Here is a 12,034-nt window from a genome sequence, read left to right as displayed (position 1 = left end):
ATGCTATCTCCGGCTGATCCCATGACGGGTGGTTGACACTCGTTAACATCAAGATCCCGCTATTCTCTATGGTAGGGGTGATTCGTGTTCACGCTCCACGCGCGGTACAAACTTTCGGCAACCACCACCCGTACGAGTGGGTGGGGTAAGGTTAATGCCGAAAGACACCAACTTTGGTTTGCCGCTTCTTTGCAAGCTGGCGCTAATCCTTCTGGTCCACCAATCAGTAAACTGACGTCGCGACCATCGAGTTGCCATTTAGTCAGCGCGGTTGCTAGCTCGGGGGTCGTCCAGTTTTTGCCGGGGAGATCTAAGCTAACAATATGATTACCTTTGGAAATGGCCGCCAACATTTGTTCGCCTTCTTTTTGAAGTATCCGGACAATGTCGGCATTTTTCCCCCGCTTTCCAGCGGGTATTTCGATAAGCTCCAGCGCCATATCACGGGGAAAACGGCGCTGGTATTCTTCGAAACCACGGGTAACCCAATCGGGCATCCGTGTTCCTACTGCGATGAGCTGTAACTTCATCAGTCTTGCTTTTCTGACCAGAGCTTTTCAAGCTGGTAGAAATCACGGGTTTGATCTTGCATAACGTGCAGGATCACATCGCCCATGTCCACAAGAACCCATTCGCTGCTTTCGCGGCCTTCAACACCTAAAGGTGGAATACCGGCTTTTTTCGCTTCAACCACAAGGTTTTCGGCGATAGCTTTAACGTGAGTCTTTGATGTACCTGAACATATGACCATGTAGTCAGTGATGTTAGATTGCTTGCTGACATCCAGAACAACAACGTCTCTGGCTTTCAAGTCGTCGATCTTGTCGACAACAAACTGTTTTAATTCCGCGCTCTGCACGCTGGCGTACCTCATTAATTTTAAATAGCGCGGTAGTATACCAGTGTTGCTGCTGGGAATACATTGTCATTGGCAGTTGAGTTGGCGATATCTGCTTACGGTTCGAGCTAAGGTAAGTAAAGTCGTTGATTTTGGATGTAATCTAGCGTGACTGGCATGAGTAAATCGGTGGGAATTTCGCCTTTTGCCAGTTGTTCGCGGATTTGAGTTGAGGAAATATCCTGTGGCGTAATTGTCACAGGGAAAATCTGCCCACAGTTTTTATGGACGCTGCTAGTACGACCTTCCACAGTCCCTTGGGGCGCTTGACTGCGGGCCGTCAATACCTGTTGCATAGGATGCTCTGCATCGAGCTGCCAACCCGGGCGCTGGCAGACAACGAGATGGGCAAAGTCGAATAGGCGTTGCCACTCATGCCAGCTTTTTAATTGGATGAAAGAGTCCATCCCCATGATAAAAAACAGCTCGTCTTCCGGATGTAAGGCTTTCAGTTGCTCAAGCGTGACAACTGTGTAGGAAGGCGTGTCACGTTTAGCTTCGATGTCGCACAGTGCAAATCCGTCGAGTTGCTGACAGACATCAGCTACCATTTTGAGGCGCTGTGTTGTGGTTAAGTTAGGCTGCTGTTTATGGGGCGGAATATGGTTCGGCATCAGTAGGATTTTATCCAAGGCTAATGCTTGCTTCACTTCAATCGCAGGACGGATATGACCATAGTGTATCGGGTCAAAGGTGCCGCCTAAAATACCAATACGCATATCAAGCCTTTGGTTAACCTATGATTAGTCTATGGCTATATGTGCCAGATGCCGATGGGCTCTAGGATCAAATAACAGACACAGGTGGCTCAGACCAGTCCAATCCTCTTTCCCCTGTTGCTTTAAGTTGAGCTCAAGTTTCGAGGCGAGGGCGAGCATATGTTCGAGTTGTTCAAGGCTGAGTCGTTGCAGCGCCGCTTGATACAGTGGTTTACGTTTATCCCAAATTCGATGTTTACCCCAGAGTGCACTTAGCGCAACGCCTTGGGCTTGCTCGCATTTCAAATTGAATAACAAACCGAGTTCTTTAAACAAGGCCCACAGCAGGATAGGTAAGGCAGTGCCTTCGCTATTGAGCTGGGCTAGCATGTGCTGCGCGCTATCCTGTTTATTATTCAGCAATGCATCCGTGAGTTGGAATACGGTGAAGCGCGACTGATCTTCAAAATAGTGGCCCAGTTCGTCGGCACTGACGGGTTTTGTTGGGCTCAGGAGTTGCAGCAACTGCATGGCTTGATCGGCAGCCAGTAAATTCCCTTCATACAGAGAATGCAGCATAGCACGGGCATCAGGCTGCAGATTGAGCTTAAAGTGCTTGATGCGGCCATCGAGCCAGCGCATAAACTGCTCGCCCTCTGGCGTGGCGCAGGGCAGATACATGCCATGGGCATCTAAGGTCTTAAACCATTTACTGTTGGTTTGCTCTGTGGCGAGCTTTGGCCCTTCGATAATCAACAGCATATCGGGATTGGGCGTCTGCAATAGGGCTTGCAGTGTGCTTGAGCCTTCGGCACCGGGCTTAGCTTGGGGAAGGGTTAGCTCAATCAAGCGTTTACTGGAAAACAGGCTCATGGCCTGCCATTCCTGAGTCAGATCGTTCCAATTAAAGCCCGTCTCTTGAATGAGTTGGACTTTTTCATCGAATCCCTGACGCTTGGCGAATTGGCGGATCTGATCTTTGGTGGTTTCAATCAACCAAGGATCATCCCCAAAAATCAGATAACAAGGAAATAACTGGTTAAGGTGGCGGGAGAGTTGGTCTGGATAGACTCTCATTTAATGATAGCCCCGCATTAATTCACCTCAGTACTGGCCATTGCCTGCAGAATACGATCGGCAGCTTGGATACGCATTTCCTTCGTCAGCAATTCCATTTCACGACTCTTTGCCAATGCGGTACGCGGATCGTCTAAGTAGTCGCGGCGAATTTCAACCTTGAAAGGCTGCGCTTCTTTGCCCGGCAGTGCCACAGCAAATTCGACTAAATAAATTAGCTCATACTCGGCGACGTTACCTGTGGGGTACAAAGATAATGTCGAGCGTTCAAGGGAGTCGGTGATTAGCCTTAATACTGGAACGTCATCGGCGGCGTCGACAACTTGGATATTGTTCAAGCGCAGGCGTTCACGCACCAGACGGGTGAGTTCACTGTATTCATCCACGCTGCTCAAACTCAAATGATTGAGGGCATCAGGGATCTGATAACTGCGTTGAAGCTTAAAACCGCAACCAGCACTGGTCATAATGACCAGTGCCATGATTGCGAAGCATATGCGTTTGATTAGCATAGATTTCGCGGTTTCCTATTCGTGGTATACCCTACAGGCTTGAAGTTGCAGCTATGCTGCAACTTCATTGGCTTTGAGTATAGCGAGTTATTAGCAGCCGTTAATTGGCCACTATGCTGAGCAGTTTGCCCGGCACATAGATCACTTTACGTACTATTAGGCCGTCTAGGTATTTGATCACGTGTTCATCACTCATGCCTAAGGCTTCTACTGATTCTTTATCAGCGTCGGCGGCTACTGTGATTTTTGCGCGAACTTTACCGTTAACTTGCACAACGATGAGCTTGCTGTCTTCAACTAGCGCAGCTTCATCAACGACTGGCCATTGGCTGTCTTCGATGTTGCTTGCATTACCTAACTCGTTCCACAGGTTAAAGCTCACATGCGGAATGATAGGGTACAGCAAACGTACGATGGCCGATAAGGCTTCGCCAATAATGGCGTTGTCTTGACCTGTGGTTTGTGGTGCTTTTTGCAGATGGTTCATCAGTTCCATCACGGCGGCAACCGCAGTGTTGAACATCTGACGGCGGCCGATATCGTCGGTCACTTTCGCGATCGTCTTGTGGACTTCACGGCGCAGCGCTTTTTGATCGGCAGTTAACTTGCTGACATCTAAGGCTTCGCTGTTATCTTGGTTCACATGCTCGTTTGCAAGTTTCCACAGACGTTTAATGAAGCGGTGTGCGCCTTCAACGCCAGACTCTTGCCATTCCAGAGTTAATTCTGGTGGTGAGGCGAACATCATAAATAGGCGAACCGTATCTGCACCGTATTTTTCGACCATGACTTGAGGATCGATACCATTGTTTTTCGACTTAGACATCTTGCACATGCCGGTATAAACCAGCTCGTTGCCGTCTTTGTCGATAGCCTTAGTAATACGGCCCTTGTCGTCTTTTTCTGTAGTCGCTACATCTAAAGGCGAAACCCATACACGGGCGCCTTTTTCGTTGATGTAGTAGAAAGCATCGGCCAACACCATACCTTGGGTCAGCAATTGTTTAGCTGGCTCGTTAGAGTTAACCAGACCTGCATCACGCAGCAACTTGTGGAAGAAGCGGAAATATAACAAATGCATACAAGCGTGTTCGATACCGCCAATGTATTGATCCACAGGTAGCCAGTAGTTGGCTTTAGCGGGGTCTAACATTTCGTCTGCATGCGGGCTGCAGTAACGGGCGTAATACCAAGAGGATTCCATAAAGGTATCGAAGGTATCGGTTTCGCGCAGCGCATCTTGGCCATTAACTTGGGTTTTTGCCCATTCTTTATCGGCCTTGATTGGGCTTTGAATACCGTCCATCACGACATCTTCTGGCAGCAATACTGGCAGTTGATCTGCTGGCGTTGGGATCACAGTGCCGTCTGCTAAGGTCACCATAGGGATTGGTGCGCCCCAGTAACGCTGACGTGAAACACCCCAATCGCGCAGGCGATAGTTGACTTGGCGCTTGCCTTTACCTTCGGCGACTAACTTGTTAGCGATGGCATTAAAGCCCGCTTCAAAGTCTAAACCGTCGAACTCACCCGAGTTAAACAGTACGCCTTTTTCGGTATAAGCGGTTTCGCTAATGTCCACTTCGCCATCAACAGGCTTGATCACAGCTTCAATCGCTAGACCGTATTTTTTTGCAAATTCAAAGTCACGTTGGTCGTGCCCAGGAACTGACATTACGGCACCTGTGCCATAGTTCATCAACACAAAGTTAGCTGCCCAAATTGGGACTTGCTTACCAGTGATAGGATGAATGGCGAAAAGCCCTGTAGCGACACCGCGTTTTTCCATGGTCGCGAGTTCGGCTTCAGATGTTGTGCTGTTTTTGCACTCATCGATAAAGGCGGCAAGCTCAGGATTGGTTTGCGCGGCGATTTCAGCTAATGGATGACCTGCGGCAATCGCCACATAGGTCACGCCCATTAAGGTATCTGGACGCGTGGTATAGATATCGAAGCTTTTATCGTGACCTGCGACGCCGAAGGTCATTTCCACACCTTCGCTGCGACCAATCCAGTTGCGCTGCATGGTCTTAACCTGTTCAGGCCAGCCATCTAAGGTATCGATATCGTTTAATAATTCTTCTGCATAGGCAGTGATCTTAATAAACCACTGTGGAATTTCTTTTTGTTCCACAGGGGTATCACAGCGCCAGCAGCAACCGTCTTGAACTTGCTCGTTCGCCAGTACGGTTTCATCGTTTGGACACCAGTTGACTGAAGCTGTCTTTTTATAGACTAGGCCTTTCTCGTACAACTTAGTGAAGAACCATTGTTCCCAGCGATAATATTCAGGGGTACAAGTGGCGATTTCACGGCTCCAATCGTAACCAAAACCCAGCAATTTCAGCTGGTTCTTCATGTATTCTATGTTTTCATAGGTCCATGGTGCAGGCGCAGTCTTGTTGTTAATTGCGGCATTTTCTGCGGGCAAACCAAAGGAGTCCCAACCAATAGGCTGGAGCACGTTTTTGCCTTGAAGACGTTGAAAGCGTGCAACTACGTCACCTATGGTATAGTTGCGTACGTGTCCCATGTGGAGTCTGCCAGAAGGGTACGGAAACATCGAAAGGCAATAAAACTTTTCTTTGTTTGCGTCTTCAGTGACTTCGAAGGTTTTGTTGTCATGCCAGTGCTTTTGCACTAAGGCTTCAATTTCTGAGGGATTATATTGCTCTTGCATCACTCTATTTCCGGCAGTGCCGCCTATTATTGGATCTAACGCCATATCAGCGCGAGTAAGATCTGCATAGAATAAACTAGAAGCGATGCATTAAAAAGGTTCGTATGAAGGAGTATTGGTTATGAATGATAGAAGTAACGCGTTACTAGGACTGTATCAAGCCTTAATTACCGAAGTGAAATCTCAATTTTCAGAAGATAACACTATGACTGTAAAGAACTTATTTAATTCTGTCACTCAAGGTAAGGAGTATTTACGTCTTAAAGAACAGGCAGGGGAAGATGAACTCGCTTTAGTCGAACAATTCTTAAAGCGTGATATTACGAGTTTTCTCCGTGAGCAGAACGCGGATAGTTTGAGTCATAGCCCAACCGTGATTACTTTAGAGAATACGCTTTGGCATTGGCTCAGTGAAATCACCGACCGCAGCCAAGTAGAATGGCATGAGTTAACGCAAGATTTTAAGCACCAAGGCTACTACAAAAGTGGTGACATAGTGAATCAGGGCATCATGGTGTGCACTAACTGTGGCAATGAAATGAGTATTGAATTTCCAAGTCCCATCCCAGATTGTCCAGAGTGTGATCATGAAGAATTTACCCGCGAGCCGCTAACGCCTTAATCAAGGTGATGATGTTATGCAGCTAAAACGACGCCTCTGCGTCGTTTTTTTTAGAGTTCTATTAGACCTAAATGGCTCATATCTGCATTAATTAGGCTGTTATATCAATTGTTGGTACGAGAGTAGTTGAGGATTTGACCGCCAAAGGGCGCTAATAAAAATTCAGTGTGAATGGGTTTATGTTGTGAGTGTTCGTAGCCTAAGGTCACCATACGTTTACTGAATTTTGCATGATTACCACGGCCTGGATCGACTAAGACTACATCACAAACCGGTTTAGCATGCTGCTCAATAAATTGTGACAACAGATCGGCATGCTCTTGTTCGTACAAGAGATCGCTACCGATGATCAGATCAAATAAGCCTAAATTCGTTTGTGCATCTGCCCATCCTGTTCGAACAAACGGAATCGCACGACCATGATTTAAATCGATATTTTGCTTAAGGAAATTTTCCGTCTCGGGGTGATAGTCGGTTGCTGTGATGTCGGCATGTCTGTGGTTTAGCACTAGACTTGCCAGCCCTATACCGCAGCCAACTTCAAGAATGCGTTTATTATCAATTTGATAATCGGCCATATGATGGGATAGCACTTGGCTAGACGGCCAAACTATGCCAAATAATGGCCAAGTTGCGGAGGAAATACCGAGCTTTTCAGCTTCGCCATCTAGGTCTTCAAATTCTTGGTTATTTCTTAGGGTTCTGACATGAATGTCGAGATCCCCAAATTCGTGGGTTTGGTAGCGCACGCGAAGCTGTGCCATAGAGTTGCCTTGACTGTGTACCTTGGTTAAGGAACGAGGTAATGGTACCAATCATATTGGCTATGCAGACACAGTCACTGTGATTGGTATAAGGCCACGTCTAATCGTTCACCTTAACGTGGAACGCGCAATCAGCCTAATGTATTCGCAGACAATTGCGTGATAACACAGGTTAACTGAGTGTCAGCCTAACAACCTTGGGTGTTGATATCATATTGCGGCGCAGTGCTGGCATCGCTGGCTTGGGTGTAGCGGAAATAGCATTGGTCATCATTCACTAAGGAATTGTTGTTAAGATCGTAGCCTATATAAGTGATATCAATGCCTTGATATTGGATGATAAGTTTATCATCTGAGGTGATCCATTTTTCCACATCAGTATTATCGAGGTAACCCCATTTTAATCGTGTATCTGGCGTGCCATCACCATTGAGGTCGATATCAATAATATCATCGCGCCCAGCTACCGCTTGGCTCAGTAGGCTAGGCATTTGGGTTTTTGAGTAAGCTAGTATATTGGCTGTTTTAACGCCGGCCTGTACTTGGTTTAAGGTTTGTACCCGCGCTTCTTTACTTAAACCGATAAATCTAGGCGCGGCGATCACAGCCAAGATCCCAAGCACAATAATCACAACGACAAGTTCAATTAAGGTAAAACCTGCCACATCTTGTTTATTGACTTGGTAATGCATGGCCTCAATCCTATTGCGCTTTAAAACGTCGGGCAAGACCGAGTAGAACGATTAAACCACAGAGTATCAGTAGGGGCATTTGGCCTAATTTTGCAAACCAAGTTTGCCCTGTGACTAATGGAATGGTTGCACTTAGCACGCCTATTTCAAACTGTGGCAATGACGCTGTAATATTGCCATGCTCATCGACTATGGCTGTCACGCCATTGTTGGTTGCGCGTAATAGAGGCCGACCCAATTCAACCGCGCGCATTTGAGCGATTTCCATATGCTGTAATGGCCCATTTGAGCTACCAAACCATGCATCGTTAGAGACAGTTAATAGTATATCTGTCCCTTGATTAACGTTGTCGCGCAACTGTTCCGGAAAGGCAATTTCATAACAAATTGCTGGCGCGATTTTATGGCCTAGGGCGCTGAGGTTAGGCTGTTGATATTCGCCTCGTGTAAAGGACGACATGGGCAAATTAAAGAAAGGTGCTATCGGGCGCAGCAGCGCTTCAAAGGGGACAAACTCGCCAATTGGCAACAGATGGTGTTTCTTAAATTGATTACTACCATCGCCCTCATAGTCAGGGCCTGCTTGTTGTTTCTGATTATGATTACCAAGCACAATCAATGAATTATAGAACTCATTGTTTTGATGGCTAATAATGCCAGTGATAATTGAGGTATGGTTTAGATTGGCGACTTTATTGGCGTTATCTAAGAAGTCCTGCACCATAGATTCTGGCGCTGGAATTGCCGCTTCTGGCCAAATAATGATATCGGCATCCAGATGTTCACGGGATAAATCCATGTATTTTAACAGCGTCGGCCACAGGGCATCGGGTTCCCACTTCATGCTTTGGGGAATATTGCCTTGTACCAGTGCCACTTTAATATTTTCACCCGTAGGATGAATCTCCCAAAGTTTAGGCGCAGCCCACACGGCCAGAATACTGAGCGGCAGTAAAAGCAGTAAACTCTTATAACGCTTAGTAAAACAAAGTGCTAATGCACCAGCGAGCATGGCCAATACAAAACTTATTCCCAGTGTGCCTATGATGCTGGCAAGGGGTTTTAGCGGCCCTTGAGTTTGCGAGTAACCCGCCCATAACCAAGGGAAGCCTGTCATTACCCAGCCACGAGCCCATTCGGTCAAGGTCCATAACGCGGGGAATAGGGCGAGATTACGCCAAAGACCAAATCGAGTTTCACCATCATGGCTCAGCGTTTTAGTTAACCAAACCAGCGCTAAACCAGTTAGCGCTGGATACAAGGCTAAATACAAGGCTAACAAGGCCATTAACCCAACGGAGGCAATGAGCGGCATACCACCAAAGGTATCCATGCTCACGTGAACCCAGCTGATCCCTACGGAAAAACAGCCAAATCCAAAGCTTAACCAATAGTAAAAGCTTGCCTTAGCGCTCAGCGTTCGGCTGTGCCAGAGGGCAATAGCCATGGCAAACGGATAGATTATCCAAATGGAATAGGGCGCAAATGAAAGCGCCGTACTGGCGCCAAGGGCAAATGCCAGTACGAGTCTCAAAGCACTAGGTTGGGACTGTTGTTGGGCAAAAGCCCGGATTTTTTTTAGCACGAGTGATTATTCTACGTCTTCGCCAGTATTAGGATCGGGGAGTTTAACTCTGAGTTGGATTAAACGCCTAGTGTCAGCATTGATGACTTTAAATTCTATGCCTTCAATGATGATGCTCTCGTTACGTTCTGGCAGATGGCCAAAGGCGTGTGAGACTAAGCCGCCGACGGTATCAAACTCTTCATCGCTGAATTCAGTGTTGAATTCTTCGTTGAAATCTTCGATTGGCGTCAAGGCTTTAACCATATAAACCGTGTTACCAACTTTGCGGATCTCGGTTTCTTCAGTGCTATCGTGGTCGAATTCGTCTTCAATCTCGCCGACAATTTCTTCAAGAATATCTTCGATAGTCACAAGACCCGATACACCGCCGTACTCATCAACCACAATCGCCATATGGTAGCGTTGAGAGCGGAATTCTTTTAACAGAACATCGACGCGTTTGCTTTCGGGCACAACCACGGCGGGACGGATCACGCGATCCAGTGAGAAGGGCTCATCACTGTTGGAGAAACCGTAAGGGATCAAATCTTTGGCAAGCAATATACCTTCGATATGATCTTTATCTTCGTTAACGACGGGGAAGCGCGAGTGACCTGAACCAATCACTGTCGCAAGTAACTCTTCGACCGAGTTGTCTATCTGGAGGGCGACAATTTGAGCTCTTGGGATCATGATATCCCGAACACGCATATCAGAAACGTCTAATACACCTTTTATCATCTCGCGGGTGTCTTGGGTGATCAAATCGCGCTGCTCGGCACCATCAATCACATCAACTAGATCTTCGCGATTTTGAGGTTCGCCCTGAAATAGCTGACTTACTCTATCAAACCAACCTTTCTTGTGGGCGTTCGTACTAGGGGGGATATCGTCACTCATAGTTTTCTCATTAGCTTTTGATAGGGATTATCTTAGCTAATTATTGTTCCTTATATGGGTCAGTAAAACCTAAGCTTTCAATGAGTTGAGTCTCTAATGACTCCATCTCTTCGGCTTCTTCATCGTCGATGTGATCATACCCTAGCAGATGCAAGCAACCATGTACAACCATGTGTGCCCAGTGCGCTTCTAGTGGTTTTTGTTGTTCACGGGCTTCATTTTCAACGACTGCCGCGCAAATGACAAGATCTCCGAGTAAAGGAAGTTCAATTTCTGGTGGTGCTTCAAAGGGAAATGACAGTACATTGGTCGGTTTGTCTTTACCGCGATAGGTATTGTTGAGCATTTGGCTCTCGCGGCTATCGACGATACGTATGGTTAATTCAGCTTCATCCATGCTATTGCCAATTGCGGTAGTGACCCAAAGGGCGAATTGTTCGTCCGTTGGTAGCCACTCACTGGTGCTGGCATGTTGAATATCTAAGGCTAACTCAAGACTCATGTGTTGCGGCTTCCTGCTGTTGCTTTTGGTACTGGCTTTCTTTTTTGGCTTTTAAGGATTGCTCTTTTAACTCGAAGGCTTCATAGGCTTCAACGATACGGGCAACCACAGGATGGCGCACTACATCTTGGGAGACAAAAAAGTTAAAGCTGATTTCTTCGACTTGGCTTAACACTTCAATCGCGTGACGTAGCCCTGATTTTTGATGTTTAGGTAAGTCGGTTTGAGTGATGTCGCCTGTGATCACCGCACGGGAATTGAAACCGATACGGGTAAGGAACATCTTCATCTGCTCGATTGTGGTGTTTTGGCTTTCATCGAGAATAATAAAGGCATCGTTTAAGGTACGACCGCGCATATAGGCAAGCGGCGCCACTTCTATTACATTTTTCTCGATAAGGCGTTCCACTTTTTCAAAGCCAAGCATCTCGAACAGGGCATCGTAGAGCGGGCGTAAATAAGGGTCGACCTTTTGGCTGAGATCGCCAGGTAAGAAACCGAGTTTTTCACCCGCTTCCACCGCAGGGCGAGTCAGTAAAATGCGGCGCACTTCTTGGCGCTCTAACGCATCTACTGCCGCTGCTACGGCAAGGTAGGTTTTGCCCGTTCCTGCTGGACCAATACCGAAGGTAATATCGTGACGCGTAATATTGGCCACATACAAGCTTTGATTCGGATTGCGTGGCTTAATGACACCGCGGCGGGTTTTGATATTAATACCGCTGTCGTCGTTAGCGTCTGCTTGCTCTAGGGCAATGGCCGCTTGAATGGCGATATGGACTTGCTCAGGCTCAAGATCGGGCGTGCTGCCTTTAACCGTTTGGGTCTCGATGTAGAGTTCTTTGAGTAAGTTGTTGGCGCTTAAACAGTTGCGTGGTAGTCCGGTGATCTGGAAATGATTGTTCTTACGGACGATTTCAACGCCAACGCGACGTTCTATCTGCTTGATATTGTCATCGAATGGACCGCACAGTGAAGCCAAACGGCGTGTTTCTGCGGGTTCGAGATACAGATTCATGGTAGTTAATTTACTGGACAAATAGCACTCCCAATAGCGAATAAGAAAGCAAGGTACGAGGTTGGTTAACCATCGCAAGATAATTTTAGTTTACGAGCCATAGC

13 protein-coding genes are annotated in these 12,034 nt (G+C 47.0%); 1 reads left to right on the top strand and 12 read right to left on the bottom strand.

Annotated features, from left to right (window positions below):
* Nucleotides 1–59: 59 nt before the first annotated feature.
* The 6 genes from rlmH to leuS all read right to left on the bottom strand — a co-directional run bounded on the left by rlmH (nucleotide 60) and on the right by leuS (nucleotide 5,865).
* Nucleotides 60–530, bottom strand: coding sequence for a 23S rRNA (pseudouridine(1915)-N(3))-methyltransferase RlmH (rlmH, locus tag L5M51_RS10965; protein WP_263172678.1), 471 nt, complete (start codon nucleotides 528–530; stop codon nucleotides 60–62).
* Nucleotides 530–859, bottom strand: a complete 330-nt coding sequence (gene rsfS / locus L5M51_RS10960; RefSeq protein ID WP_006082751.1) for a ribosome silencing factor — start codon at nucleotides 857–859, stop codon at nucleotides 530–532. The genes rlmH and rsfS overlap by 1 nt, the downstream gene beginning before the upstream one ends.
* Nucleotides 860–966: 107 nt before the next feature.
* A complete protein-coding gene (nadD, locus tag L5M51_RS10955; RefSeq protein ID WP_263172676.1) occupies nucleotides 967–1,617 on the bottom strand; it encodes a nicotinate-nucleotide adenylyltransferase in 651 nt (216 codons plus the stop codon).
* Between the two features lie 24 nt (nucleotides 1,618–1,641).
* On the bottom strand, nucleotides 1,642–2,673 hold the full coding sequence (gene holA, locus L5M51_RS10950) for a DNA polymerase III subunit delta (protein WP_263172675.1): 1,032 nt from the start codon (nucleotides 2,671–2,673) through the stop codon (nucleotides 1,642–1,644).
* A gap of 17 nt (nucleotides 2,674–2,690) precedes the next feature.
* Nucleotides 2,691–3,185, bottom strand: a complete 495-nt coding sequence (lptE, locus tag L5M51_RS10945; RefSeq protein WP_028761476.1) for an LPS assembly lipoprotein LptE — start codon at nucleotides 3,183–3,185, stop codon at nucleotides 2,691–2,693.
* A 100-nt stretch (nucleotides 3,186–3,285) separates the two neighbouring features.
* On the bottom strand, nucleotides 3,286–5,865 hold the full coding sequence (gene leuS, locus L5M51_RS10940) for a leucine--tRNA ligase (RefSeq protein WP_263172673.1): 2,580 nt from the start codon (nucleotides 5,863–5,865) through the stop codon (nucleotides 3,286–3,288).
* 121 nt (nucleotides 5,866–5,986) lie between these two features.
* Between leuS and L5M51_RS10935 the strand changes: the two genes are divergently transcribed.
* Nucleotides 5,987–6,487: a zinc ribbon-containing protein gene (locus L5M51_RS10935; protein WP_173497496.1), complete on the top strand. Its 501-nt coding sequence runs from the start codon at nucleotides 5,987–5,989 to the stop codon at nucleotides 6,485–6,487.
* Between the two features lie 104 nt (nucleotides 6,488–6,591).
* Here L5M51_RS10935 and L5M51_RS10930 read toward each other — a convergent pair whose 3' ends face one another.
* The 6 genes from L5M51_RS10930 to L5M51_RS10905 all read right to left on the bottom strand — a co-directional run bounded on the left by L5M51_RS10930 (nucleotide 6,592) and on the right by L5M51_RS10905 (nucleotide 11,951).
* Nucleotides 6,592–7,251: a class I SAM-dependent methyltransferase gene (locus L5M51_RS10930; RefSeq protein WP_263172671.1), complete on the bottom strand. Its 660-nt coding sequence runs from the start codon at nucleotides 7,249–7,251 to the stop codon at nucleotides 6,592–6,594.
* A 188-nt stretch (nucleotides 7,252–7,439) separates the two neighbouring features.
* On the bottom strand, nucleotides 7,440–7,943 hold the full coding sequence (locus tag L5M51_RS10925) for a Tfp pilus assembly protein FimT/FimU (protein ID WP_173243242.1): 504 nt from the start codon (nucleotides 7,941–7,943) through the stop codon (nucleotides 7,440–7,442).
* A gap of 10 nt (nucleotides 7,944–7,953) precedes the next feature.
* Nucleotides 7,954–9,528, bottom strand: coding sequence for an apolipoprotein N-acyltransferase (gene lnt / locus L5M51_RS10920; RefSeq protein WP_173243245.1), 1,575 nt, complete (start codon nucleotides 9,526–9,528; stop codon nucleotides 7,954–7,956).
* Nucleotides 9,529–9,534: 6 nt separating this feature from the next.
* Nucleotides 9,535–10,410: a CNNM family magnesium/cobalt transport protein CorC gene (corC, locus tag L5M51_RS10915; protein WP_006082742.1), complete on the bottom strand. Its 876-nt coding sequence runs from the start codon at nucleotides 10,408–10,410 to the stop codon at nucleotides 9,535–9,537.
* A gap of 40 nt (nucleotides 10,411–10,450) precedes the next feature.
* Nucleotides 10,451–10,912, bottom strand: a complete 462-nt coding sequence (gene ybeY, locus L5M51_RS10910; RefSeq protein ID WP_105251690.1) for an rRNA maturation RNase YbeY — start codon at nucleotides 10,910–10,912, stop codon at nucleotides 10,451–10,453.
* Entirely contained in the window at nucleotides 10,902–11,951 is a 1,050-nt protein-coding gene (locus tag L5M51_RS10905; protein ID WP_263172670.1) for a PhoH family protein, read from the bottom strand. The genes ybeY and L5M51_RS10905 overlap by 11 nt, the downstream gene beginning before the upstream one ends.
* Nucleotides 11,952–12,034 lie beyond the last annotated feature (83 nt).

The sequence above is a fragment of the Shewanella sp. SM73 genome, assembly GCF_025653795.1.
GTDB lineage: Bacteria > Pseudomonadota > Gammaproteobacteria > Enterobacterales > Shewanellaceae > Shewanella > Shewanella oncorhynchi.
This window is presented reverse-complemented; position numbering and strand designations above follow the sequence as displayed.

What these genes read in the sequence shown, in the direction of transcription:
- rlmH (WP_263172678.1), bottom strand. Translation starts at nt 530, where the DNA reads ATGAAGTTACAGCTCATCGCAGTAGGAACACGGATGCCCGATTGGGTT.
- nadD (WP_263172676.1), bottom strand. Translation starts at nt 1,617, where the DNA reads ATGCGTATTGGTATTTTAGGCGGCACCTTTGACCCGATACACTATGGT.
- holA (WP_263172675.1), bottom strand. Translation starts at nt 2,673, where the DNA reads ATGAGAGTCTATCCAGACCAACTCTCCCGCCACCTTAACCAGTTATTT.
- lptE (WP_028761476.1), bottom strand. Translation starts at nt 3,185, where the DNA reads ATGCTAATCAAACGCATATGCTTCGCAATCATGGCACTGGTCATTATG.
- leuS (WP_263172673.1), bottom strand. Translation starts at nt 5,865, where the DNA reads ATGCAAGAGCAATATAATCCCTCAGAAATTGAAGCCTTAGTGCAAAAG.
- L5M51_RS10935 (WP_173497496.1), top strand. Translation starts at nt 5,987, where the DNA reads ATGAATGATAGAAGTAACGCGTTACTAGGACTGTATCAAGCCTTAATT.
- L5M51_RS10930 (WP_263172671.1), bottom strand. Translation starts at nt 7,251, where the DNA reads ATGGCACAGCTTCGCGTGCGCTACCAAACCCACGAATTTGGGGATCTC.
- L5M51_RS10925 (WP_173243242.1), bottom strand. Translation starts at nt 7,943, where the DNA reads ATGCATTACCAAGTCAATAAACAAGATGTGGCAGGTTTTACCTTAATT.
- corC (WP_006082742.1), bottom strand. Translation starts at nt 10,410, where the DNA reads ATGAGTGACGATATCCCCCCTAGTACGAACGCCCACAAGAAAGGTTGG.
- ybeY (WP_105251690.1), bottom strand. Translation starts at nt 10,912, where the DNA reads ATGAGTCTTGAGTTAGCCTTAGATATTCAACATGCCAGCACCAGTGAG.